Here is a 23,634-nt window from a genome sequence, read left to right as displayed (position 1 = left end):
TGGTGGGCGCCGCATGTCGGTGGCCGGTCGACGCCGTGCCGGGTTACTATCCCGGCGCCCGTTGCGGGGCGGTAGCTCAGCAGGTTAGAGCAGGGGACTCATAATCCCTCGGTCGCGGGTTCGAGTCCCGCCCGCCCCACTCACACCCTATGGCCAGCCGCCGGGCGTGTAGCCGCGAGCGCCGCGTCTGCACGCCCGGCGAATGGACCGGGTTGTGCCTGCGAGGACTAGACCGTGATGACCTCGTTCTCGTCGGCTCGATGTGCCTGCTCGTAGAACCAACCCAGGTGCTCGACCAATGCTTCGAGGGCCTCGCGGTCGGTGAGAACGGTCAACGGAAAGGCTGGTCGCAGGGTCAGCTTCGCGGTTGCGATGGCGACTCCTGGCAGCTGGTTGAGCCGCTGTCGCAATTGTTCCCGCAGCGCGGTGTCATCGAAAGGGGTACGGATGCTCAGATGTTGGAAGACGACCTCAAACCTGCCACTCGGGTAGATGGTCGCGGGCCAGATGTCACCGTCGCGATGACCCCGCTCTCGGGCCATGAGGAAACAGGAAGTCTCCGCGCCGCCCCCATACAAGAGAGTGCCGCCCAACTCGGTCCACCGATCCAGCAACACCAGCGTAGCCGCGGCAGCCCGACTGTTCTGCAACACGTTGAGCTGCTCGACGAACTGTTCAGCCAGGGACTGTCCCTCGCCCGGCCGCTGCCTGGGAGTCCGTTTCGGAAGCTCGTCCGGCGCCACACCGGTCAGCTGTGCCAGCTCCTCGAGGTCGATCCGCTGAGACGGGTCGGCCTTCTCACGTTCGTCGAACTTGACGCCTTCGGCGGTCAGTACCGCGATCGGGTCGTCGGTGCGGCCGTCGGGCCATTGAAAACCTTCTGAGACGGTGCCCTCGGCCTGCAACACCCGGTGAGCGTTGGGAAGCGGCACGGCCCGCAGGCGATTGCCGACAGGCTGCGGAGCCGTGCCGATCAGGGCGGCCAGATCGCCGTATGTCGTCCAGGAGCCGGCCGGCAGCGCGGCGAGTGCCTGTGTCATCAGATCCCAGCGCACCTCGTTCTGATCGGTTGCCACGGAGGTCGGCCCTGGCCAGTACTTGATGATGCGTTCGGCGAGCGCGTCCGCGCGGGCGTGAATCTGCGGCCGACCCCAGCGTTCACACGCCACGATATCCTGCGTGAGCTGCACGCCGCTCTTGGTTAACTGCACCTTCTTGACTGCGAATGGGCTGTTGCCCAGTTCGGTGTTGTAACCGGTCAGAGTCAGATTTCCTAGAGTGTGCACCAGTGAGGCGTGGACCTCGGCGACATCCTCGGATGGTTCGAGGTCGGTGGCGAGCATCTGCCGCCATTCGGGATTGAGGCTTTGCGGAAGAACGTGCTCGATGGTCAGTTTGCCAGCCGAGACCGGTTCCTTGCTGCCGTACGACTCTTCGAGCCAGCGCAGCACCAGGGATCGCTGGGCTGCCCGCCCATTGGTGTAGAAGGGCAGCGATCGGACGGCATGTCGGACGTCGTTGTCGGTGGCGTAGTACTTGCGCCCAGCCGACAGGTAGGCGTGCACCGCCTGGTCGACCGGCAGATGCTTGTCCATCTCCGTGACGATCGACATCAGGTTGCGGTTGATGTTGGCGGTAGCCCGGCCGATCAGCAGACGTCGGACGAGGAAGCTTTCCAGGTAGTGGAGTGCTCTGGCGACCTGTCCATCGGTCGCGGTGCCGAGGCTGCGGCGATCGAGTAGGTGTAGCAGCACTGGGTAAACCGTGGTGGTTCCCCAGGAGTTCAAGCGCGCGAGCCGGTAACGTACGTCCGGGTCCTTCTCCTCATCCGGCTGCAGGATGAGCCGCAACAGAGCACCGAGTCGAGCAAAGCGGCGCACCTCGGCCTCGATCTCGTCTTCGGTAGCAAACCGATCGAGCCAGGCTTGCTGGCGTACGTACGTGTCGCCCTGAGTGACCCGTGGCTCCCGGTGGACCAGGTCTAACCAGAACAAGGTCTCTAGTTCGGCAGAGCTGAGCTGTTCCTGTAGCGGCAGCCAGTGTGCATTGTAGACGGTTTGGCTACGGGTCGGCAGTCGCATGAACAGGTAGTTGCGTAGCAGGTCCGCCTGGGTCAGTTTGAGCCCAGTATTGTTCAATGACTCGAAGATCCGATAAACATTGTCGCCGGCCTGTGCGGTTACGGAGACCAACCCAAGTCCGAAGATCACCGCCTCCTCGAGGCGCTCGATTTGCGCTGCGTTCTCCGGCTCGGCCAGCCTGTCGCGGAAGAACTCGTACGCTGCTCCGACCGGGCCCTGGCCCGCCTGTGCCGAGGAGTCGAGGCAGGCTACGTAGGCGTCCAGGTCGGCCTGGGTCGGTACGAGCTTCAACCGTCGGTTCGGGTTGTACCGGTTGATCAGATACTGATCATTGAGCCGGTCGCGGTGTTCGGCACCGTCGACGGCCATCCGATGGTCGCGGATCGCGCAGAGCAGTAGTGAAAGGGTGGTCAACCGTTGCTGACCGTCCACCACCAGGAAGTTCTGTACGCCAGCCGGACCGTTGTCAGGACTCGGCGCCAGCACCAGGGATCCGATGAAGTGGGTCGCTTTAGGGTTCTCAAGCCGGTCGTCGGAAAGCCGGACAAGGTCGTGCCAGAGCCGCTCCAGTTGGTGCTCCATCCATGAATAAGTGCGCTGATACAGCGGTACCTGATACTGCTTTGCGCCTTCCAGCAAGCCTTGCAGGGTAGTTTCGGCCGCAGCGACCATCGGTAGGCTGTCACCTCATCCGTCAGCGCCCGTTCTGGGCGACATCTGCTGTCGGTAGCGTTGTTTCCATGGGAGGGATGCTGCGGCGTGCGTCCCGGAGAGGTTCTGGCCTCCGAGGTGCGCTCCGCGTCCGGCCCGCACCGGAGAACCGGGCACCGATGGTGGCGGATATGCAGTTCTGGGTGCTGTGGTTTGCTCTAGGTGTCGGGCAGGTGGCTGTCGCTCTGTGCAGCAGCGAGCGCTACACCTTAGCGTCGGAGACGTGGCGAGGCTGACCTACTGTCGACCTGTTGACACGACAAGGGCCGCTCGCGCGACTTCGAGATCTGTAGCAGCAGCCGGGGCAACGTCTCGGAAGATCATCTTTACGTACAGTTAGAGAGTCATCACTTGTTGCGAGATCTCTCAAGTGGTCGCCGAGGAGCGGTGTGAGCAAGCCTGGAGCATCACGTGACTTTCTGCGCGCTTGACGAGTACATCGATGTTCGTTAGACCGTGTGGGGAAGACTCCTACCGGTCGATGGAGGACAACGTGGTGCCACACCGGATCGCTGTCACGGTGCTCACTGCCGGCCTGCTGCTCGGCGCTGGCGCCGCTCCGGCACATGCCGCCGCCGCTTCGCCGGAGGTGACGAAGGGGCCCTGCCAGTACACCGAGACTCCGGACGAACCGGCGGCACGACCGGTGCCGCTGCCGCGCGATCCCCGGCACACGCCCGACCGGGGCACGGTGACGACCACCCTGATCACCAACCACGGCCTCATCCCGCTGACCCTCGACCGCGCGCAGGCGCCGTGCACCGTGCAGAGCTTCCTGCACCTGGTACGGCACAGGTTCTACAACCGGACCATCTGCCACCGGCTCACCACCTACCCGACGCTGAAGGTGTTGCAGTGCGGCGACCCGTCGGGCACGGGCTCGGGTGGCCCCGGATACCGGTACAGGGACGAACTGCCGACGGACCTGCCGCCCGCGCCCACCGACCCGACCGGCGAGCGGAAGGTCTACGCCCGTGGGGTGCTGGCGATGGCCAACGCCGGTCCGGACACCAACGGCAGCCAGTTCTTCCTGGTCTTTGCCGACTCGGCGCTGCGACCGAACTACACGATCTTCGGCAGTGTCCGGCCGCTCGGGCTGCGTACCCTCGACCGGGTCGCCGCGGGCGGCGTGGCGCCGACGGCCGAGGACCCGGCCCCGGTCGACGGCGCCCCGGCCCTGCGCACGGAGATCTGCCTGGCGATCTAGCACCGACGAGGCAAGATCCGTCTATCTGGATGATGTTCCGGGCCGGATCCCGCCATCGGGGCTGCTTCAGCAGGCGGAATCGCGCCAGTGGCCCTCGATGGGCGGGGTAGGCGAGGGGGTGGGGGCAACGCCGCTTCCGTTCCAGAAGGTGATGGTGACCGGAAAGCTCACGGACGTCATCTTGTTGTTCACCACGTATCCCCGGTCGCCGAGGGGCTGCGGCGGCTGGCCGACGACGACCAGCCAGGTGCGGCCCTGCTGGACGAAGAGCAGCCCGATCGCGTCGTTCTCCGGGTCAGGGTGCCGCATCATGATGCTGGTACAGGGGCCGATGTCGGCGAGGTTCCACCCGCCGTACGAGTCGACGGTGGCCCGGCCGTCCTTCACCACCCACTTCAGCTGGCGTTGATTCGTCCAGTTCAGGAGATACACCGAGTCCGCCACGGCGGTCGACATGTTCTGGATCTGGATCGCGTCTCCGTCGTACGGGTTGAGGGCGCTTCCCTTCGGCACGGTCCAGATCGCGACGCTGGAGGGATCCCGGTACTGCTCCTGCCTCTCCGCCGTCAGGTAAGCCTTGCGGGCATAGTAGAAACCCCAGCTCGTGACGATGGTCGTGACGACGACCATCACCAGGTTGATCATCCCTTGGTGCCTGGCGAAGAAGCCCCCGGCCTCGCTCGACCTCTGCCGTTCGGGGGCAGCCGACTCGTCCGGCGTCGGCTCCGTTGGTGGTGTCGCGTCTCCGTCAGCCACAGCCGGATGGTCGCGTATCGACGCAAGCGGGCGAGTGGAGCGCCGTGGACCGCCAGCCCGGGCACCCCTCCCACGCACGGCTGCCTATCGACCCTGTGGGTTCGTCGCCTGCTTCCAACGCAGCAGCGCGCTGACGATGATGAACAACGTCAGCAGCAGAAGCGCACCGCCGACGACATAGGCGGCGATGTTCCCGTCGGCGCTCAGGATCAGCAGGATCGACCCCACGGCCACCAGCGCCGAGACGACGACCAGCAGCACCCCGCGGACCTGCATGGCGGTTCGACCAACCGGCATGCCTGCCTCCTCGTTACCGTCGTCACCCGCTGAAGCCGCGCCGCCACTCCTGACGTCCTGCGGGGCGTACCTGAGCAGGCCGACCGCGAAGAGCCCGAACGCCAGGGCCATCAGCGCCCAGCCCGGCGCGGGACCGAACGTCCCGGTGAGTCGACCGAGGTGTCCGACCGCCAGCAACACGAGGAAGAGGCCGACGCAGAGGTACCACATCCCGGCGTCGCGCGGCCGCCTCCACGACATCCGCGCCGGCGCGGGCGGACGACCGGTGCGCAGTATCCAGAGTCCGTAGCCGGCGAGGATCAGGCCGCCGGCACCGGAGCAGACACTCCACCATCCCGGTACGTCCACGCTCGACACCTACCCGCAGGCCACCAGCCACAACCCTGTACGGACGAGGGCAGGTGCGGCCCCGTCGGGACCGCACCTGCCCTGTCGACTCGTACCGTGCTGCTGACCAGGGTCAGCGTCGTACCGTCCGACGTCGGCGGCTCAGGTAGAGGAACGCCATACCGGCGATCAGCAACGCGACGCCGACCCCGATGAAGGCGATCGTGTTCGTACCGGTGAGTGCCAGACCGCCGCCACCGCCGGACGCCGCCTTCTCGGCGTTGTCCTGGGCGGGCGGTGGGGCCTGGGCGGCGTTCGCCCCGCCGGCCGGCGACTCCTCGGCCGCCGACTCGGTGGCCGGAGTGGTCGGCCGGGCCGCGCCGGCTGCCGGCTTCTGCGGGGCCGGCTTCTGTCCGGCCGGTTCCTGCCCGTTGTCCGGCTGCTCCGGCCGGTCCGGCTCCTGCTCGGGGGCGTCGCCGCCGGGCTGTCCGGCCGGTGGCTGCTGACCACCGGGGTTGTCGGCGGGCGGCTGCTCGTTGCCGGGCTGTTCGGCGGGCGGCTGCTCGTTGCCGGGGTTGTCGGCCGGCGGCTGCTCCCCGCCCGGGTTGCCGCCGGCCGGTCCCTCGTTGCCGGGGTCGTCGGCCGGTGGCTGCTCCCCGCCGGGCTCCTCCGCCGGTGGCTCCTCGTTACCGGGTTCCTCGGCGGGCGGTTCCTCGGCGGGCGGTTCCTCAGCCGGCGGTTCCTCGGCGGGCGGCTCTTCGGCGGGCGGTCGCACCAGGATGCGGACCGAGTCGAGCGCGGGGATCTGGTTGGCGCGCACCATCATCGGAATCCGGTGCGAACCGTCACCGGCCCACGACGAGCACTGGGCCAGGCCGGCGGTGGGCAGGCCCGGCACCTCGATGATCACCGAGTCCGGTTCGTCGCCGCCCTTGCCGTCCTCCGTCGCGACGAAGAACGCCGGCACCGGGGCCGGGTCGACCGCCTCGCTCGTGCTGGTGAGCATCCGGCAGGCGGTGTGGAAGTGCCCCCGGACCAGACCCTCCTCGGTGAGCAGCGAGGATTCCAGGTAGTAGCCACCCCGCCCGGCCGGCAGGAACCGGTCCCGGACGAGGTTGCGGGTGCTCACCACGAGCCGGAACGGCTGTCCCGCGCGTACCGTCCGGGGCGCCTGGGTGATCAGCAGGGTCGGGTTCTGCTCCGCGCTGCCCACCTCGCCGAAGGCGGTCGCCACGCAGCGGCCGCCGTCCTGGAATCCGGTGTGCGCGGGAAGGTCGCTCGCCTCGCAGTCGTCGCCGAGGGCGTTCAGGCCGCCGCCCGGAGCGGCCCCGCCGGGGGTACCCGACGGCGTGGCCGGGGCGGTCGACGCCGGACACTTCTCGGCGGACGCCGGTGGCGACGCCTCGCCGGCGCCGGGAGTCTCGGACGCGCCGGCGCCGGGACTCTCGGATCCGCCGGCAGCCGGCGGCGGCGAACCGGGCTCGCAGCCGGGGGCCGCTTGCCGGGTCTCCGCGTTGGAGATCTGTGTGACACCGACCAGGCCACCGAACACGGCGAGAGCGGCGGCCACGGCGAGGAGGCGGCGGCGCTGGCCCGAACCGGTGGAGGCGCGACCGCGGTGCGACCGTCGCATGTGTATGAAACCTCCCGAAATCATGCGCTGCGGCTCGGACCGGTGGGGGTTCCGGCTGCCGTGCAGGACGACCGTCTTCCGATCGCTGGCGACCCGACAACGTCCGTAGGTCGAGGTCGGTGCCGCGTGGGCCGTCCTTACGCCGCACGCACACCGTAGGGACCGCGCCGTCGCCTGGCCAAACGCGGCGGGCGGAAATGCGGGTTTCTTGAACCAGAGATAATGGAAACTTATGGTCCAGCCGCCTCGACCGGGTCGACCGGTCAGCCGCCGCCGTTCGGTCGGCCGGACCCGTCCGGCCTGGTCTCGCCGCCGGGCGCGAGTTCGGCTACGGTGATCAAATAGTGTTCTCGACCCGTCGCCGAATCCTGATCGCCGTGCCGGCCGCCCTGCTCGCCCTCGGCGCGGGACTGTTCGCCGTGCTCCGGTTCACCGAGGACCGGCCCACCGAGCCGGCCGCCACCACCCGGGTGGTCCAACCCGGAGCGCCGGGTCAGGCCGGTCGTGCCCTCTCGCCGGCCGAGCAGTCCAAGTTGCCGCCGCCGCCGGCACACACCGAGGCCGACGTCCAGTTCATGCAACGGATGATCGCGCACCACGCGCAGGCCCTGGAGATGACCGCACTGGTCGCCGACCGCGCCGAGAACCCCGAGGTGTCGCTGCTCGCCGGCCGGATCCAGACCTCGCAGCGGGACGAGACCGCGCAGATGGAGCGCTGGCTGACCGAACGCGGCGCCGAGGTGCCCGGCCCGCACACCCATCACGCCGGGCATGAGGCGCTGATGCCGGGCATGCTCACCCCGGAGCAGCTCGGCCAGTTGCGGCAGGCCCGGGGCCGGGAGTTCGACCGGCTCTTCCTCGACTTCATGATTCGGCACCACAACGGGGCGTTGACGATGGTGCAGCAGCTCTACGCGGCCGGCGGTGGGCTGGAGCCGGCGACCGACCGCTTCGCCCGCGAGGTCAACGCCGACCAGGCGATCGAGATCAGGAGCCTGCGGGAGCTGCTGGCCAAGCTCTCCGGCTGAGACCACCGGCGACGGAGACCACCGGCGACGACGGACCGGCCGGCCGGACCGGCGCCGGCCCGACGCCGGGCCGGCGGGTCCGGGCCACGGGCCGGAGGATCCGGGTACGGGGGAGAGCCGCAGAACCGGCACTGCCCCCGAAACGCGCCGAGGGCGTGCCCGGCCGGAACTCCGACCGGACACGCCCCTGGCGGCGGTGCCTACCGTGGGTCAGTCAAGACTGGCGCACTGGCCGGCGACCGGTCCCCGGACCGTGTTGGCCGCACCGAGGTTGATCGGCGCCGGTGAGTTGCCGGTGCAGCTCAGCGGGCCACGTACGGTGCTGTCCGCGACGATCGGCTCGACCGTCCCGGTCCGGTTCGAGGTGAGTACCGCCGGCCCGGAGATCTCCGTCTCCACGATGGCGGTACTGCCCTTCGTACCGGTGATGCTCACCGGCCCGCGCACCGTGCTCCGGTAGAGATGCACGGCGGCCGCGTTCGACGCCGACACCGGCCCGGAGATCGACGAGTCGAGCGCGAGCAGCGAGGCACCCGGGCGGACCGTGACCGGGCCGGAGACGGTCGCCCCGGTCAGGCAGGTGACGCCGGTGACCGTCAGCGGTCCGTTGTGTCGCTTGCTGACGGTCGAGGTGCAGGTCCGGGCCAACTGGTCGAAGCGGGCCCGGGCCGTCGCGAAGCTCGGCGTCCAGGTGGTCCTGGTCTGGTGCTGCGCGTTGAACTCCGGCAGCCGCACCTCGCGGGCGGCGGCGATCTCGGCCGCGCTCAGGTCCTTGCTGGGCTTGAGGCCGAAGACGTCGAAGCCGCGGGCGATCTCACTGCCGTAGACCTGACCGTTGTACCAGTACGCCGACCAGAAGCCGCCGAGCATGATGCTGGTGGGGCTGATCGGTCCCCGGTCGAAGTACCCGATCTCGCGCGGGTTGGCCGAGTCGGTGAAGTCGAGCAGCGAGATGCCGCCCTGGTACCACGCCTGGGCCAGGATGTCCCGCCCCGGCACCGGAATCAGCGAGCCGTTGTGCGCGACGCAGTTCTCCTGGAGCGTCTGCGGTACCGGCAGCTTGTAGTAGCTGGCGAACCGCATCTTCCGGTCCACGATGTCGAAGATCGCGTTGGCGCCCCACTGCGGCTGGTCCGTCGTCCGGCACCGGGCACCGGTACCGCCGCCCCACTCGTCGGTGAAGATGACCTTCTTGCCGTCGTTGCTGAGCGTCGCGGAGTGCCAGTACGCGAAGTTCGGGTCGGAGACCTCGTCGATCCGTACCGGGTTGACCGGGTCGGAGATGTCGATCAGGATTCCGTTGCCCTCACAGGCGCCCGCCGCCAGGCCGAGTTCCGGATAGGCGGTGATGTCGTGGCAGGCGTCGGTGACCGGCGACGGGCTCCAGCCGCTGCCCGACGGGTGGGTCGGGGCCGGCGGGGTGTTCTGCAACCCGTCGACCGCACCGGTCTGCGGGTTCGCGAAGAGCCGGGGACCGCTGACGATCGCGGCCTGCTCGGGGGCGGCCACCGGGACCTTGATGACGTCGATCCGCCAGCGAGCCGGGTCGTCGCCGGCCGCCGGGGTGTTGTTGCAGCCGGCCATCGTGCTCGCCGGGCGGACACCGGCGGTGCCGGAGACGTACACGTAGACGTTCGCGCTGTCGTCCGGGTCGGTCACCAGGGTGTGCGTGTGCGAGCCGCGACAGGTCTGCACCGCCGCGACCTGCACCGGGTTCGCCACGTCGCTGATGTCGAAGACGCGTACGCCCTGGAAACGGGTGCCGGCCGCCGGGTTCGTACCGCAGTCGAGCCGGCCCCGGGTCTCCTCGACCGACATGAAGAGCAGATCGCCGTGGACGCTGAGGTCGCCCTGTCCACCCGGGCACACCACACTGGTGACCAGTGCCGGGTTGGCCGGCCGGGAGATGTCGTAGATGTTGAAGCCGTTGAAGTTGCCGATGAAGGCGTGGTCGCCGCCGAAGGCGAGATCCGATCCGGCGTAGCCGAAGTCACCCGGGTTGGCCGGGTTGACGAAGCCCGCCGGCTTGTCGAGGTGGGCCAGCAGTTCGAGGTTGCTGCTCGCGCTCTGCGCGTCCAGCCATCCGGCGCCGAGGCCGATCCGTGGGTCCGGCGCGGGTTCCTGGCCCGACGCCGTTCCCGGCAGCAGGGAGACGAGGAGTACGGCTGCCGCCGTCACGCCGACTATCCGGCGTCTCCTGCCTGGTGTGCGTTCCGACCGATAGGTCATGCGTATGTCCTCCGTGCACGATGCCCCAGGTGGTGGCGACGTGCGTCGGGGCGCGTGCACGCCGCGGTAGTAAGGACCGTACCGCGTTTGGCCCCAAAAAGATCATGGAAATATTCGCGCGGGACGCGAAAACCGTCGACAACCAGGGCCGACCGGCCGACCCGGTCGAGCCGAACCGCCGATCGACCGTCCCGACCTCGCCACCGTCCCCGTCCCGACCTCGCCACCGTGCCGTCCCGATCCCGCCACCGCGCCGTCCCCAGTGGACGGCCGGCCGCCGGGGATCGGGCCGTACCGCTATCCGGCGGCCGGGTCGCCAGGCGCCGCCGGCACCTCGTCGAGGCGACCGTGGCCCGTCCGGGACCGAGGAATCTGGTCCAGCAGGAACGTTTCGAGCCGGTCCCAGGCGGACTGCAACAACTCCGCCGGATCCTCGGCGGTCATCATGTCGCGCCCGGAGACGAAGGCGCTGCGGGTGAAGTACTCGCCGTTGGCGACGTAGCTCAGCTTGAGTACGGTGTGCCGACCGTGGGACTGGAGCGTCGGGATCAGCACCGGTCCCGGGAACGGCGTCCGGCAGTGCGGGCAGAGGTGGCAGGGAGCGCCGTCCCGCCGCCCGTCCAGCGGTACGCCGTGCCGGTCGCAGCGCCGGCACAGTCGCTGCCACGGCTGGCTCGGGGTGCCGCCGAGCCGGGCCGGCCCGATGGCCCGGGGCACCGGGGACGCTCCGGCTCGGCCGGGGAAGGCGGCCTGCCACGGCCCGGCGTACGGCGTGGCGCGGCGGGGATCGCCCAGTTCCCGTTCCAGCCGTCGCCAGATCTCCCGGATCCGTCCGACCACCTGCTCGGGCACCGGCCCCGAGCGGATCTCGACCGGGTCGTCGAGGTCCCGGTCGACGTACCGGTGCCCGTCGTCCAGCCGCAGGTGCCAACTGCCGGGCCGGCTGGCCCGCTCGAAGATCTGCGCCCGGTACGGGCCCTCGTACCAGGTCTCGGTGCGGGGGCCGACCAGGTCGTCGTCGTCACCGGCGGTGACCAGGTCGGGGCGCCACCGCATCGGTGTCGCCAGGTGGCCGCTTTCCCGGGTGTCGGTGTCGTCGCCGACATGGCTGGGTCGGCAGTCGTCCGAGCAGTACGCCGAGCCGTCGGCGGGTGCGGCGCCGCAGGGGCAGAGACCGGACATGGCCCGGTCGATCCGGTCGAGCAGGTTGGCCATGAGATCGCCGCCTCGGTGCGGGTGTACGCGCTCGGCTACCGCCGGTCGCAGACTCAACACATCCAAGAATATCGCTATCGCAGCGGACCCACGCGATCGTTCCGACAACCCCCGGCCGACCCGACCGACCCGGTCAACCGGCCAACCCGGCCAACCGCCCGGCCCGGCCCCGAACCTCCGGCCGCCCGGCCCGCCCCCGCACCTCCGGCCGGCCGAGCCGGCTGCCGGCGCGCTATTCCGCGCGGTCCTGGGGGTACCAGCGCAGCTCGACGGTGTTGCCGTCGGGGTCGGAGACGTAGATCGACATTGCCTCCCCGCGCGCGCCGAACCGGCCGACCGGCCCCTCCAGGACGGTGAAGACCCCCGACGCGATCACCTCGGCCCAGTCCAGCGGCTCCACCACCAGGCAGATGTGGTCGACGTTCGACTCGCCCCGCCGGCCCTGCACCAGGTCGATGATCGTCTCCGGGGTGACCCGGGCGGAGGGGAACGGCACCTTGCCGGCCCGCCACTCGTCGACCCGGACCGGTGCCAGGCCGAGGGTGCCGCAGTAGAAGTTCAGGGCGCGTTCCACGTCCTGCACGGTGAGTACCAGATGGTCGAACGCCTTCACCCGCACCGTCGTCACCTCGTCTCCAGTTCGCCGGCCCGGCGCAGCCAGCCGGTGAAGAGCGCCGGGTCGATCTCGTCGACCGAGTGCAGTTTCACCGCCGCCATCCGGCGGGCGCCCGGGACGAGTCGCCCGGACGGGTCGGCCAGCTCCTGCCCCCGCCAGAACCCGAAGGTCAGGTACGACCGGTACGCCTTGACCAGGCAGACCGGCCGCTGCCCGGGTCGGTCGCCCAGGCTCCAGGTCGGGTGGCCGTGCCACATCCCGGCGGTCGCCTCCGGCAAGCCTGCGTCGACGATCGGCCGGAGCTTCTCGCCGGTCTCCCGCAGCGGTGCGTCGAGACCGCGCAGGTAGTCGGTTATCTCGGTGGTGCCCATGTTCCTCCTGTCGACCACGCCGGTCCGCTCCGCCCCGGCGTGCTGGCCGAAATCCGGCCCCGTTGGTGACGCCTCTTACGATCCGCCCCGCGCTGACCGGGACCAAGCCGCGATCGGGCTACGATCGTTGAACCAGATTCAACGATGGGCGCCGACGTGCTGGAACGACACGAGATCGAGACCTTCCTGACCCTCGCCGAGGAGCTGCACTTCGGGCGTACCGCCGAGCGGCTCCGGGTCACCACCGGGCGGATCAGCCACGTGGTGAAGAAGCTGGAACGGCGGATCGGCGCGCCGCTGTTCGAGCGCACCAGTCGGGTCGTCCGGCTGACCCCGATCGGGCGGCAGTTGGCCGCCGACCTGACCCCGCTGGTGGCCGGGATCGACGACGCCGTACGCCGGGCCGTCGATGCCGGCCGCAACGTCAGCGGGCGGCTCCGGGTGGCGTTCCTGGGTGAGGGGACGGCACCGCTGCTGCTCAGGGCGGTCAACCTCTTCACCGAGCGCCACCCCGGGTGCGAGGTCGAGGTGCACGAGGCGCAGCTCGCGAACACCCGGTCGAGCCTGCTGGACGGCTCGGTCGACGTGCTGATCGCCTCGTACCCGTTCGACGGCATGATGAACGGCCCGGCGCTGCTGCGCGAGGGGCGGGTCCTCGCGGTCGCCGCCGACCATCCGCTGGCCGGCGCGCCGTCGGTCTCCCTGGAGGTCCTCGCGGATCATCCGGTGGTGCAGTATCCGGCGGTCACCTCCGCCCAGTTCAAGCGCGACCGTACCCCCGAGCAGACCCCGTCGGGCCGGCCGGTGCCGAAGGGGCCGGTCGGGAAGAGCTTCTCCGAGATGCTCTCGCTGGTCGCGCTCGGCCGGGGCGTCCTGCCGGTCGGCGAGCACAGCCGGCGCTACTATCCGCGCCCCGACCTCGCGTACGTGCCGATCTCCGACGCGCCACCCATCGAACGCGGCCCGATCTGGCTGGCCACCAACACCACCGCCCGGGTCCGGGAGTTCGTCCGGGCCGCCGTCGACGCCAACCGACCGACCCCGCCCGGCTGACGGTGCCGCTCACGGGGTCAGCAGCAGGACCCGGTCCGGCGTACCGGGCAGGGCGGCGAAGACCCCGGCGGCGTTGACCAGGCGGTAGCCCTCGCCGTCGACCGCCTCGATCCGCCACCGCACCGCCGGGCCGGCGCCGTCGCGGGGACCGAGCCCGAGGCGTACCCGGCCGTCCCGGCCGGCGGTCGCGGTCAGCGGCCGGTCCGCGCCCCGGTTGACGATCCGGAAGTAGCCCTCCCCGACGGGCAGGAAGCGCCAGAGCTGGCAGTCGCCGGCCCGGGGCCGGTCCGCGACCACCCGGCCGGCCGAGCCGGGCCGCCAGGCACATCCGGGTACGCCCCAGACCCGCTGCCCGGCCACGTCCGCGATCAGCACCTCGCCGACCGGTTCGAGGCGGAACTGCTGGCAGGCGTTCTCCAGCCAGCTCCAGACCTGCACCGGGGTGCCCACGCCGTCGCAGCCGGCCGCCTCCAGCACCCGTCCGGCCAGCCGGTTCTCGATCCGCGACCAGCCGTCGGTGGTCGGCAGCAGCCGGAACTTCTGGCAGTCGTTGTCGAGCCAGCCCCAGAGCGCGACCCGGGCACCGTCGGCGTCGACGCAGCCGGCGATCTCGGCGACCTTGTTGCTCGACCGGTGCAGCAGGCTGACGTACCCGTCGCCGCGGTATTCCGGCCGCCACTGCTGGCAGGTACCGGCCGACGGCTCGACGATCCGGACGTCGGCGCCCTCGTACCCACAGTCCGGTACCCCGACCGCCGCGCCGCCGGCCCGGTTGACCAGCTGGAACCAGGCGCTGCCGCGACCGACCCGGATGCTGCCGGACCGCGGGTCGCCGAGCCGGGGCCAGCCGTCGGCCCAGGTCACCGGGCGTACCGAGAGCTTCGGCGCCCCGGCGTCCGTGGTGTCGTAGTAGTGGTGGGCGAACCAGTCGCCGCCCGGGCCGGCGAAGACGTCCCCGCCGCCGGTGCCCCGGAACTCGTTGTAGCCGCGCAGCAGGTCGGTGCCGCCACCGGCGAGCAGCGGCACCCCGTCCCGGTCCAGGTAGGGGCCGGTGAGCTGGGCGGAGCGGCCGACCACCGTGCGGTAGTCGGCGTTGACGCCCCGGCAGCAGAAGTCGAGGCTGGCGAAGAGGTAGTAGTAGCCGCCCCGGCGGACGATCGCCGGACCCTCGATCGAGGCGCCCCCCGGGAGGCGATGTGGTGCAGTGTCCCGTCGGCCGGCATCCCGGTGCTCCGGTCGAGCCGGCGGATCCGCAGGCCGTCCCAGAACGAGCCGAACGACAGCCAGGGCTGGCCGTCGGCGTCGAAGACCACGTCCGGATCGATGGCGTTGAAGGTGTCGGTGCCGGACGAGCGCATCACCATGCCGTGGTCGACCCAGCCGTACGCCGGGCTGGCCGGGTCGAGCGTCCGGCTGGTGGCCAGCCCGATGACCGAGTTGTTGGTGCCGAACGACGAGGCGGCGTAGTAGAGGTGGTAGGCGCCGTCGAAGTAGCTGAGGTCGGGGGCCCAGAAGTCGGCCGGGGTCACGCCCAGCTCGGCGACGACCCAGGCCGGCGGGGTGTCGAAGACGGTGCCGAGTTCGGTCCAGTGCAGCAGGTCGGCCGAGCGCTTGATCGGCAGGTAGCTGCGGGTGGCGGCGTCGCCGGTGATGACGGTGTAGTAGTACCGGCCCTGCTTGATCACGGTCGGGTCGTGCGCGATCGGGTCGGCCGCGATCCGGCCGACCGGGGCGGGTGCCGGAGCCGGTGCGTCCGGTCGTACGGCGCCGGCCTGCGCGGGCGCGCCGCCGAGTGGTACGGCGAGCGCGGCGACCAGCCCGACCACCGCCGTACGGGCCAGCCGTCCGGAGCCGCCCTGCCGGCCGCGAGCCGGTCCGGGCCGGTGCCCGCGAGCCGGTCCGGGCCGGTGCCGTGCCGTGATCGCGCGAAGCATGGCCGCTCCCTCCGCCAGACCGTCGTCCGCAGTGGACGGAGTCGGCTGAGCACGACGGTGGCACGACGGCCTGTCCCGACACCATCGTCCTGGCGTCCATAACCGCGCCGCGCGGCTGCGGGGAGCCGGCGGGAGCGGCGCCGGTCCTGTGCGGTGCCGCCCCGGTTACCGCTTCCGGTCCGGATGACGGTCGACGAAGGCCATCCAGGGATCGGCCTCCGGCGTGTCACCGCCGGCCCCGGTCCCCGGTCCGGCTCCGCCCGGTGCCGCTGCCGGAGTCGATGCCGGTGCCGCCGGCGGCTCTCCACCCACACCGCGCCGTGCGGCCGGTGCCGGAGCCGTGCCCGGAGCGGCCGGTGCCGGGGCGGCGCCCGGAGCGGGGGTGGTCGGGGTGGGTGCCGCCGGCACCGCCCCCGCCTCGGCGCCGCGCCGGGCGGCGAGCAGCGCCGCCAGGGCGGTGGTGATCGGTACGGCGGCGATCAGGCCGATGGTGCCGACCGCGCTGCGTACCAGCTCCTGGGCGATCAGTTGACTGGTGAGCAGCTCGCTGACCGGGGTGGCGGTGTCGGCGGCGAAGAGCAGCATCAGCGGCAGGGAGGCGCCGGCGTACGCCAGCACGATCGTGTTGATCACGGATGCGATGTGTGCCCGGCCGATCCGGGTGGCCGCCGAGTAGAGCCGCCGGAACCCGTAGCCGGGGTTGGCCAGCGCGAGTTCGCTGACCGTGGCCGACTGGGTGACGGTGACGTCGTCGAGTACCCCGAGAGAGCCGATCACGATGCCGGCCAGCAGCAGGCCGCGCATGTTCACCTCGCCCTGGGTGATGGAGAGGTAGTTGGAGGTCTCGTCGGCGATCCCGGAGAGGTGGGCGGCGGCGGTGGCGATCGCGGAGAGCGCCGCGGTGATGGTCAGGCTGACCAGGGTGCCGGCCACCGCGACCGTGGTGGTCATGCTGAAGCCGTGCGTCAGGTACAGCACGGTGAGCATGATCGCGGCGGCGCCGACGATGGCGACCAGCAGCGGTGAGCGCCCGTCGAGGATGGCCGGCACGATGAACATCAGCAGCACCGCGAAGGTGACGCCGAGCCCGGCCAGGGCGCTCAGGCCGCGCCACCGGCCGAAGGCGAGGACGGCGAGCGCGAAGACCGCGCCGAGCAGCCACAGCTGGGTGGAGCGCTGGTGGTCGATGATCGAGTACTGCCGCTCCGGGCTCTCCTCCAGGTAGAGCAGCACCACCTCGTCCCCGGCGGCCACCCGGACCGCGCCCGGCCCGGACGGTACGTCGGTGCTGACCCGCTGTCCGGCGCCGACGCCCTCGGTCAGGTCGACCGTGACCGTGCCGCAGTCGGTCGGTGCGCCGGTCGGCAGCTCCTCCCCGGGGGGCGGCCCGGGACACGGGGCCGACTCGACGGCGACGACCGTGCCGAGTACCCGGATCGGTCCGTCGGTCGGACCGGGCGGCGGAGTGTCCCGGGGCCAGAGCAGCGCCATCGACACCAGGGTGAGCACCGCCACCGGGATCAGCAGGGCCAGACTCAGCCGGCGCGCGGCCCGGCTGGTCGGCCGGCCGGCGCCGGGCAGGTGGCTGTGGGCGTGTTCGGAACTCATCGGCTCGACTGCTGGCCTTCCTCGTCGGGACGGTCGGCGGGGGCTCCGCCCGAGCATCGCAGCCGGAGGCACCCGACGGGCCAGCATGACACGCCGCCGACCGGCCGGACGAGGTACCGGCGGGGTCAGCGGATCAGGACGTCGGTCAGCCGCTCGGCGGTCTCCTGGTTCAGCGGACCGTGCCCGAGCAGGAAGCGATACCAGAAGAGCCCGTACGCCTGGTCGACCAGGAGTTCGAGGTCCAGCTCCGGGCCGAGTTCGTCGCGTTCCCGGCCCCGCCGGACGATGGCGTGCAGCGCGTCCCGGCGGGTCTGGGTGAACTGCCGGAACAGTTCGGCGGTGCCCGGGTCGCGGGCCGCCTCGGCGGCCAGGGTACGCAGCACCGCCGCCGTCGCCGGCTCGCCCGTACGGCGGAACGTGTGCGCCAGGTAGGTGCAGAGGTCCTCGCGGAGCGATCCGGTGTCCGGGACCGGCACCAGCGAGTCGCTCCAGTCGGTCAGCGCCTCCAGCAGGACCGCGCCCTTCGACTGCCACCATCGGTAGATCGTCTGCTTGCCGACGCCGGCCTCGTGGGCGATGAGGTCGACGGTCAGCCCGCCGTCGCGCGGGGTGGTGAGCAGCCGGAGCGCCGCGTCGAGGATCGCCTGCCGGGCCTCCTCGTTGCGGCGCCGACCGGTGTGTGCCCGGCGGTGGCCGTCCGGGGAGCCGCTGGTCGTCACCGCACCAGCATATGATTTGTCGGAACTGTCGGTCTCGGTAATGCGGTTCGGCGCGGTCCCGGCAGTGCCGTTCCGGGTGCCGGTGCGGCCGTCCGGGGTGGCCGGCCGAGCGGCGTCAGCTCCGCCGGGGCCCGGGGCGCAGGAAGTCGACGAGCACCTCCCGCCACCGGTCCGGGCTCGCCAGGTGCAGGTCGTGCCCGGCCTCGGGGATCTCCACCGCGCTGACCGCCGGATGCCGGGCCATCCGGGCGTACTCGTGCGGGTCCAGCCAGCCGCGACCGCCGCGTACCACCAGCGTCGGGCGGTCGAGCCGGGCGAACTCCTCCCAGCGCGGCCCGACGGCGGCGGCGACCGTCCCGACCATGACGTCCCGGTCGAAGGCCGGGTACCACCCGTCGCCCCGGTGCCGCAGACCGGCGGCCCAGGCGTCCCCGACCAGGCCACCGCCGAGGTACCGGGCGGCGGTCTCCCGGTCCGGGAACGGCGTCGGCCAGCCGGCGAGCCAGCGCCCGATCCGCTCCGGGGTGCCGGCATCCGGTCCCTGCGGACCCGCCTCGACCAGCACCAGCCGGGTCACCAGGTCGGGGTGGCGCGCGGCGACGAGAAGCGCGGTGTGCCCACCCAGCGACTGACCGATCAGCACGGCCGGACCGGTGACGGCCAGCGCCGCCGCGACGTCCGCGACGTGGGCGTCCCGGGAGACGTCGGCGGGGCGCCGCTCGCTGTCGCCGTGACCGCGCGGGTCGAGCGCGTGCACGTGGTGCGTCGCGCCGAGCCAGGCGGCGGTGCCGGACCACTCCCCGGCGTGACCGCAGAGACCGGGCACGAGCAGCACCGGCGTACCGGTGCCGCCCAGATTGTGCAGCGCCAGCCGGGTGCCGTCCGGGGCGTACAGCTCGGGCATTCGCCGGACGGTAGCAGGGCGACCCGGCCGTCCACGATCGAGTACTTCTCCGATCTGTGCCGCCTCGGTAGGTTTCGACCACCGTGGCCGGTGGGGAGAGACTGTGGACATGGGCGAGATAAAGGTGGGTACCTCCTCCTGGGCCGACCGGTCGCTGCTCGCATCCGGCTGGTACCCCCGCTCGGCCAACACCCCGGCCGGGCGACTGGCCTACTACGCCGAGCGGTTCGGCCTGGTCGAAGTGGACACCACCTACTACGCCGTACCGGCGCCGGAGACGACCTCGGCCTGGGCGGACCGTACGCCGCCGGACTTCACCTTCAACGTGAAGGCGTTCGGCCTCTTCACCGGGCACGGGGCGGAGCTGGCGGCGCTGCCCCGGGACCTGCGCCCGGACGGCCGGGACACCGGTCGGGTGCGTCGCCGCGACCTGCCGTCGTCGACCTACGACGAGCTGTGGCAGCGGTTCCGGCAGGCCGTCGCGCCGATCGCCGGAGCCGGCAAGCTCGGGGTACTCCTCTTCCAGTTCCCGCCCTGGCTGGCGCACGGCGAGAACGCGAAGCGGCGGATCCTGGACGCCGTCGAGCGCTGCCGGCCCTGGCGGGTCGCGGTCGAGCTGCGCAACGCGTCCTGGTTCGACGGCGACAACGCCCCGGACACCGTCGGCTTCCTGGCCCGGCACGACATCAGCATGGTCAGCGTCGACATGCCGCAGGGTCACGAGTCCTCGGTCCCGCCGCTGCTGCTCGCCACCGCCGAGCCGGCGGTGATGCGCTTCCACGGGCACAGTCCGGAGTGGAGCATCGGGGGCAAGGAGGACCGGTTCCGGTACGCCTACGGCGACGACGAACTCGCCGCCTGGGCGGAACGGCTGCGCGACCTCGCCGCCGAGACCGACGAACTGCACGTCCTGCTGAACAACTGCTGCGCGGGGCAGGCGCAGCGGGACGCGGCCACGCTCGCCGCGCTGCTCGGCCCGGAGGCGGACTGGCCCGGCCGGTACGAGCGGCGCCGCGCCGCCCTGCGGGTGGTGCGATAGCGGGCGGCGGGCCGGGCCGGGCCGGGCCGGAGTCAGCCGTCAGCCGTCAGCCGGCCAGGTCGGCGGGGTCGGTGTTCGCCCCGCAGAGCAGTACGGCCAACCGCTCCCCGGCGACCGGCCGGTACGCCCCGGAGAGGAGCGCGGCCATCGCGGCGGCGGTGCCGTGCTCGACGGCGATCCGGTAGTTGCTCCAGAGCAGCCTTCGCGCCTGCACGATCCGCTCGTCGCTGACCAGCAGGCTGCGCACCCCGGCCCGGACCGCCACCTCGTAGGCGATCGCGCCGACCCGGCGGGCGCCGAGGGCGTCGGCGGCCACCCCGGCGACCGGTACGTCGACCGGCCCGCCCGCCGCCAGCGCGGCGTGCAGCGCCGAGGTGCCCTCCGGCTCGACCGCCACCACCTCGGCCCGACCGTCCAGTGCGGCGGCCACCCCGGCCATCAGCCCGCCGCCGCCGACCGCCACCAGCACGGTGTCCAGCTCGCCCGCCTGCTCCCACAGTTCCAGCGCCAGGGTGCCCTGACCGGCACAGATCTCCGGCTGGTCGTAGGCGTGACAAAACAGCGCCCCGGTGTCGGCGGCCCGCTTGATTGCGGCGTCGTACGCCTCGGCGTACTCGGTGCCGTGCTGCACCACGGTGGCGCCGAGCTGGCGCAGCTTGCCGACCTTGACGGCGGGGGCGGTGGTCGGCACGTACACCTCGGCCGGCACGCCGAGGGACCTCGCCGCGTACCCGACGGCGGCGCCCGCGTTGCCGCCGGAGGCGGTGACCACCCCGGCGGGCGGCAGTTCGCCGCGCTCGGCGGCGGCCAGCATCCGGTTGAACGCGCCCCGCGCCTTGAACGACCCCGAGTGTTGCAGGAACTCCAGCTTCAGCCAGAACGCTCCGGCCGGTCCGGCGAGGTCGGGTTCCACCCGGGCCAGCGGCGTCCTCCGGACGTGTCCGGCGATCCGGGCCGCCGCGTCCTGCACATCGGTACGGGTGATCACGGTCGTCGCCCCTTCCACCTGGTACGCCGTACCGTATCCCCGGCCGCCGGAGGAGACGGATAGGGTGTGGGCCAAGCCACCCGGTCCGCTCCCGGACCTCGCCCCGGAGGTCGCGCGATCATCGACGGCAGCACTCTCCGGCAGCTCGCCGGCCGGGTCTGGATCTCGCCCGGCGACCCGGACCCGGAGAACGTCCAGGCGGCGGTGGCGGTCGTCGCCGACGAGCGGGGCAGCGTCGTCGTCGACGCCGGGCACAGCCCTGGGCAGGCCCGGGAGGTCCAGGCGGCGATGCGGGCCGCCGGGCTGCCCCCGGCCAGGTGGCTGGTCTACACCCACCACCACTGGGACCACGTCTGGGGTGCCTGCGCCTGGCCCGGCGTCGAGATCGTCGGGCAGGTCGCCGGGGAGGAACTGCTCCGGCAGGAGGCGGCCCGGCCGTGGAGCCACCGCTACCTGCGCGAGCAGGTACGCGCCAACCCGCGACTCGGCCCCAGCTTCCGGGCCCGGGCGCTGGCCATGGACGACTGGGTCGACTTCACGGTCCTGCCGCCGACCCGCACCTTCGACGCCGAGCTGACCCTGCCGACCGGGGTACGACTGCGCCACGTCGGCGGCGCGCACGCCCCCGACTCGACGGTGGTGTACGTCCCGGACGCCCGGGTCGCGCTGCTCGGCGACTGCTTCTATCCGCCACCGGCGCACCTGCGCGGCCCCGACGACGGCACCGACCTGGCGATGCTGCGCGACCTGCTCGACGACGACTACGAGTGGTACCTCGACAGCCACGGCGAGCCGACCACCCTGGCCGAGGCCCGGCAACTCGTCTCGGGCTGAACGCCGGCCCGCCGCGGATTCCGGATCGCCAGGCAACCTTCCCCGACCCTGTCACGTGGTAGGACCGTGACGGACCGAGCAGGGCCGCCGTCGGCGGCCGACACCTCATTCGTGGCCTTCGTGGAGTCGGCCTGGCAACGCCACCTACGGCTGGCGCTGCTGTTGACCGGCGACCGCTGGCAGGCCGAGGAGCTGTTGCAGGACAGCCTGGTCAAGATGTACGAACGCTGGCGCAAGCTGTCCCGGCACGACGACCTGCACGCGTACCTGAGACGGGTGCTGACGAACAACCACACCTCGCTGTGGCGGCGGCGCCGGCGGGAGAACCTCGTCGCGGACGTACCCGACCGGCCGGCGCCGGCCGGTCCGGAGGCCGACGCCGACGAACTCCGCCGGGCGCTGCGGGCGTTGCCGCCGAGACAGCGGGCGGTGGTGGTGCTGCGGCACTACGAGGACCTGTCCGAACGGCAGGTCGCCCAGGTGCTCGGCTGCTCGGTCGGCACGGTCAAGAGTCAGTACTCGCGGGCCATGGCCAAACTGCGGAGCCTGGTACGCGAGCCGGTTCTCGAACGGAACAGGTGATCTGGGATGAACTCTCTCGACTCGCGGCTGGCGAGCGGACTACGTGACCTGGTCGACGGCGAGCCGCTGTCGGCCGCCCCGACCGAGCAGATCCTCCGGCGCGGGGTGCGGGCCCGGCGGCGCCGGACGGCCGCGATCGTCGGTGCCTCCTGTGCGGTACTGGCGGTCGGGGTGGTCGCGGGGACCGCGCTCACCACTGAGCCGGCGGCACCGGACCGGCCGGCCCTCGTCGCGGAGGCACCGACGCCCCGGCTGGAACTGGTGGCGGCGATCACCGCGAGCGAGAACGTGAGTTACCGGGTGAAGGCGACGGTCACCTTCAACAAGTCGCACGGCGACACCCGCGCGCCGGACTCGTCGTACACCTCGGAGGGGGCGTTCGACCCGGCGACGACCACCGGATACTCGCGGTTCGACGGGGTCGAGCAGCAGCGGCTGGTCGACGGGGTGCTCTACACGCACACCATGGGCGGGCAGTTCGTCCGGGAGTCGGGCAGGACCGAGCGGCTGGCGTTCGACCCGCACGTGCTGGACGGCGCGCTGAGCGGCTCGGCGGACCGGGAACGGCTCTTCGAGGTGCTGCGCCAGAGCGACGCGAAGGTCACCAAGAAGGGCGACCGGGCGTACCACTTCGAGGCGACCACGAAGTCGGACCCCGGCACCGGCCCGGCGACCGTCCGGCTCGTCGGCGACGTCACGGTCGACGCCGACGGCCGGGTCCGGACGCTGCGCTACGAGTGGCGGATGACCGGGCGGACCACGGCGGAGCCGCCGACCGAGTTCACCCGCGAGGTGCGGGTGAACATGGAGTTCTCCGGCTACGGGGCACCGGTGACGGTCGAGCCGCCGGCCGACGTGGTCACCGGGTAGTCCAGCCCGGCCCGGCTGGCCGGGGACGACCGCTCCGGGCGGTCGGCCCCGGTCAGCGCGCGTACTCCGAGATAGAGGAAGGGCAGCAGCAGGAGCAGGTCGGCCACGTGCGCGATCATCGGCTCCCGGGTGATCCGGCTGAGCGGGAACGCCAGCGCGCCCAGGCAGAGCAGTACGCCGACCGGCACCGGTGCCGCGCGCAGCTTCAGCAACGCCACGCCGAGGGCGAAGAGGGCGAGCGGGAAGAGCGGACCGGCGAGCCAGTAGAGCGACCAGGCGGCCAGCGGATGCTGGTCGAGCAGCTCGATCGTGCTGGCGTGCGAGGCGTCGAAGAGTCCCTCGTGGATGCTCTGCACCCCGAACGCCACCCCGCCGACGGCGGCGAAGACGGTCAACGGCATCGCCACCGCCACGTAGCGGGGTGCGGCGGCGCGGAGCCGGTCGTAGAGGCCGATCAGGCCGACGAGCCAGCAGGCGCAGGCGAGCGCGGCGAGCGTACCGCCGGTGATGCCCTGCGAGTCGGGCTCCCAGAAGAAGCCGGAGACGAAGTTCAGCAACGGTCCCAGAAGAAGAAACATGCCGGGAACGCTACGAACGGCCGGCCGCCGCCGGATCCGCCCGACGGCGCCGCC

21 protein-coding genes, 1 tRNA gene and 1 pseudogene are annotated in these 23,634 nt (G+C 71.7%); 8 read left to right on the top strand and 15 right to left on the bottom strand.

The features are described 5' to 3' along the window. Positions 1-65: 65 nt before the first annotated feature. Positions 66-139: transfer RNA gene (locus C6361_RS31215), tRNA-Ile, on the top strand. An 88-nt stretch (positions 140-227) separates the two neighbouring features. Here the strand turns inward: C6361_RS31215 and C6361_RS31210 are convergent. Beyond that, positions 228-2,753 (bottom strand): DUF262 domain-containing protein, encoded by a 2,526-nt coding sequence (locus C6361_RS31210; RefSeq protein WP_107269930.1) that lies wholly within the window; start codon positions 2,751-2,753, stop codon positions 228-230. A gap of 520 nt (positions 2,754-3,273) precedes the next feature. On the opposite strand from C6361_RS31210, the gene C6361_RS31205 reads away from it, so the two are divergent. Then, entirely contained in the window at positions 3,274-3,999 is a 726-nt protein-coding gene (locus C6361_RS31205; RefSeq protein WP_107269929.1) for a peptidylprolyl isomerase, read from the top strand. 66 nt (positions 4,000-4,065) lie between these two features. On the opposite strand, the gene C6361_RS31200 is transcribed toward C6361_RS31205, so the two are convergent. From C6361_RS31200 to C6361_RS38540, 3 genes are all read right to left on the bottom strand, one after another. Beyond that, positions 4,066-4,644 (bottom strand): hypothetical protein, encoded by a 579-nt coding sequence (locus C6361_RS31200; protein ID WP_107269928.1) that lies wholly within the window; start codon positions 4,642-4,644, stop codon positions 4,066-4,068. Positions 4,645-4,839: 195 nt separating this feature from the next. Next, positions 4,840-5,400 (bottom strand): hypothetical protein, encoded by a 561-nt coding sequence (locus C6361_RS31195; protein WP_107269927.1) that lies wholly within the window; start codon positions 5,398-5,400, stop codon positions 4,840-4,842. Positions 5,401-5,512: 112 nt separating this feature from the next. Continuing rightward, positions 5,513-7,012, bottom strand: a complete 1,500-nt coding sequence (locus C6361_RS38540) for an LPXTG cell wall anchor domain-containing protein (protein ID WP_107269926.1) — start codon at positions 7,010-7,012, stop codon at positions 5,513-5,515. A 344-nt stretch (positions 7,013-7,356) separates the two neighbouring features. On the opposite strand from C6361_RS38540, the gene C6361_RS31185 reads away from it, so the two are divergent. Beyond that, positions 7,357-8,040: a DUF305 domain-containing protein gene (locus tag C6361_RS31185; RefSeq protein ID WP_107263217.1), complete on the top strand. Its 684-nt coding sequence runs from the start codon at positions 7,357-7,359 to the stop codon at positions 8,038-8,040. A 210-nt stretch (positions 8,041-8,250) separates the two neighbouring features. On the opposite strand, the gene C6361_RS31180 is transcribed toward C6361_RS31185, so the two are convergent. The 4 genes from C6361_RS31180 to C6361_RS31165 form a co-directional block, all read right to left on the bottom strand. Continuing rightward, complete coding sequence (locus C6361_RS31180) at positions 8,251-10,218, bottom strand: LVIVD repeat-containing protein (RefSeq protein ID WP_107269925.1); 1,968 nt, start codon at positions 10,216-10,218, stop codon at positions 8,251-8,253. Positions 10,219-10,566: 348 nt separating this feature from the next. Continuing rightward, positions 10,567-11,484, bottom strand: a complete 918-nt coding sequence (locus C6361_RS31175) for a hypothetical protein (protein WP_107269924.1) — start codon at positions 11,482-11,484, stop codon at positions 10,567-10,569. Positions 11,485-11,716: 232 nt separating this feature from the next. Further along, positions 11,717-12,112: a VOC family protein gene (locus C6361_RS31170; RefSeq protein ID WP_199853136.1), complete on the bottom strand. Its 396-nt coding sequence runs from the start codon at positions 12,110-12,112 to the stop codon at positions 11,717-11,719. Further along, entirely contained in the window at positions 12,109-12,471 is a 363-nt protein-coding gene (locus C6361_RS31165) for a DUF1801 domain-containing protein (RefSeq protein ID WP_107269923.1), read from the bottom strand. The genes C6361_RS31170 and C6361_RS31165 overlap by 4 nt, the downstream gene beginning before the upstream one ends. A 156-nt stretch (positions 12,472-12,627) precedes the next feature. Here C6361_RS31165 and C6361_RS31160 point away from each other — a divergent pair, with 156 nt between their 5' ends. Beyond that, positions 12,628-13,524: a LysR family transcriptional regulator gene (locus C6361_RS31160; RefSeq protein WP_107271294.1), complete on the top strand. Its 897-nt coding sequence runs from the start codon at positions 12,628-12,630 to the stop codon at positions 13,522-13,524. Between the two features lie 9 nt (positions 13,525-13,533). Here C6361_RS31160 and C6361_RS38865 read toward each other — a convergent pair whose 3' ends face one another. The 5 genes and pseudogenes from C6361_RS38865 to C6361_RS31135 all read right to left on the bottom strand — a co-directional run bounded on the left by C6361_RS38865 (position 13,534) and on the right by C6361_RS31135 (position 18,689). Then, positions 13,534-14,682: an RICIN domain-containing protein gene (locus C6361_RS38865; protein ID WP_255416229.1), complete on the bottom strand. Its 1,149-nt coding sequence runs from the start codon at positions 14,680-14,682 to the stop codon at positions 13,534-13,536. A gap of 86 nt (positions 14,683-14,768) precedes the next feature. Further along, positions 14,769-15,458 (bottom strand): annotated as a pseudogene (locus C6361_RS38860) (arabinan endo-1,5-alpha-L-arabinosidase); the annotation flags it as partial. 165 nt (positions 15,459-15,623) lie between these two features. After that, a complete protein-coding gene (locus C6361_RS31145) occupies positions 15,624-17,066 on the bottom strand; it encodes a YibE/F family protein (protein WP_107269920.1) in 1,443 nt (480 codons plus the stop codon). Between the two features lie 125 nt (positions 17,067-17,191). After that, positions 17,192-17,785 carry a TetR/AcrR family transcriptional regulator gene (locus C6361_RS31140; protein ID WP_107263211.1) on the bottom strand — a complete coding sequence of 198 codons (594 nt, stop codon included), beginning with the start codon at positions 17,783-17,785 and terminating at the stop codon, positions 17,192-17,194. A gap of 115 nt (positions 17,786-17,900) precedes the next feature. Further along, the gene (locus tag C6361_RS31135; protein WP_107269919.1) at positions 17,901-18,689 is read right to left on the bottom strand and encodes an alpha/beta fold hydrolase; all 789 of its coding nucleotides are present in this window, start codon (positions 18,687-18,689) and stop codon (positions 17,901-17,903) included. Between the two features lie 109 nt (positions 18,690-18,798). Between C6361_RS31135 and C6361_RS31130 the strand changes: the two genes are divergently transcribed. Continuing rightward, positions 18,799-19,728, top strand: coding sequence for a DUF72 domain-containing protein (locus C6361_RS31130; RefSeq protein WP_107269918.1), 930 nt, complete (start codon positions 18,799-18,801; stop codon positions 19,726-19,728). Positions 19,729-19,774: 46 nt separating this feature from the next. On the opposite strand, the gene C6361_RS31125 is transcribed toward C6361_RS31130, so the two are convergent. Further along, positions 19,775-20,716, bottom strand: coding sequence for a threonine/serine dehydratase (locus C6361_RS31125; protein WP_107271293.1), 942 nt, complete (start codon positions 20,714-20,716; stop codon positions 19,775-19,777). A 66-nt stretch (positions 20,717-20,782) separates the two neighbouring features. Here C6361_RS31125 and C6361_RS31120 point away from each other — a divergent pair, with 66 nt between their 5' ends. The 3 genes from C6361_RS31120 to C6361_RS31110 all read left to right on the top strand — a co-directional run bounded on the left by C6361_RS31120 (position 20,783) and on the right by C6361_RS31110 (position 23,002). Further along, positions 20,783-21,550, top strand: a complete 768-nt coding sequence (locus C6361_RS31120) for an MBL fold metallo-hydrolase (RefSeq protein ID WP_234359133.1) — start codon at positions 20,783-20,785, stop codon at positions 21,548-21,550. Between the two features lie 66 nt (positions 21,551-21,616). Beyond that, positions 21,617-22,132 carry a SigE family RNA polymerase sigma factor gene (locus tag C6361_RS31115; RefSeq protein WP_107263208.1) on the top strand — a complete coding sequence of 172 codons (516 nt, stop codon included), beginning with the start codon at positions 21,617-21,619 and terminating at the stop codon, positions 22,130-22,132. Between the two features lie 6 nt (positions 22,133-22,138). Then, complete coding sequence (locus C6361_RS31110; RefSeq protein WP_107269917.1) at positions 22,139-23,002, top strand: hypothetical protein; 864 nt, start codon at positions 22,139-22,141, stop codon at positions 23,000-23,002. Here the strand turns inward: C6361_RS31110 and C6361_RS31105 are convergent. Beyond that, positions 22,951-23,580, bottom strand: a complete 630-nt coding sequence (locus C6361_RS31105; RefSeq protein ID WP_199853135.1) for a hypothetical protein — start codon at positions 23,578-23,580, stop codon at positions 22,951-22,953. The genes C6361_RS31110 and C6361_RS31105 overlap by 52 nt on opposite strands. Positions 23,581-23,634 lie beyond the last annotated feature (54 nt).

This window comes from Plantactinospora sp. BC1 (assembly GCF_003030345.1).
Lineage (GTDB): Bacteria > Actinomycetota > Actinomycetes > Mycobacteriales > Micromonosporaceae > Plantactinospora.
This window is presented reverse-complemented; position numbering and strand designations above follow the sequence as displayed.

Bases quoted from the DNA above. Each gene is read 5' to 3' on its own strand.
- C6361_RS31210 (WP_107269930.1), bottom strand. From the start codon at position 2,753: ATGGTCGCTGCGGCCGAAACTACCCTGCAAGGCTTGCTGGAAGGCGCA.
- C6361_RS31175 (WP_107269924.1), bottom strand. From the start codon at position 11,484: ATGGCCAACCTGCTCGACCGGATCGACCGGGCCATGTCCGGTCTCTGC.
- C6361_RS38540 (WP_107269926.1), bottom strand. From the start codon at position 7,012: ATGCGACGGTCGCACCGCGGTCGCGCCTCCACCGGTTCGGGCCAGCGC.
- C6361_RS31105 (WP_199853135.1), bottom strand. From the start codon at position 23,580: ATGTTTCTTCTTCTGGGACCGTTGCTGAACTTCGTCTCCGGCTTCTTC.
- C6361_RS31130 (WP_107269918.1), top strand. From the start codon at position 18,799: ATGGGCGAGATAAAGGTGGGTACCTCCTCCTGGGCCGACCGGTCGCTG.
- C6361_RS31145 (WP_107269920.1), bottom strand. From the start codon at position 17,066: ATGAGTTCCGAACACGCCCACAGCCACCTGCCCGGCGCCGGCCGGCCG.
- C6361_RS31200 (WP_107269928.1), bottom strand. From the start codon at position 4,644: ATGATCAACCTGGTGATGGTCGTCGTCACGACCATCGTCACGAGCTGG.
- C6361_RS31205 (WP_107269929.1), top strand. From the start codon at position 3,274: ATGGAGGACAACGTGGTGCCACACCGGATCGCTGTCACGGTGCTCACT.
- C6361_RS31135 (WP_107269919.1), bottom strand. From the start codon at position 18,689: ATGCCCGAGCTGTACGCCCCGGACGGCACCCGGCTGGCGCTGCACAAT.
- C6361_RS31165 (WP_107269923.1), bottom strand. From the start codon at position 12,471: ATGGGCACCACCGAGATAACCGACTACCTGCGCGGTCTCGACGCACCG.
- C6361_RS31110 (WP_107269917.1), top strand. From the start codon at position 22,139: ATGAACTCTCTCGACTCGCGGCTGGCGAGCGGACTACGTGACCTGGTC.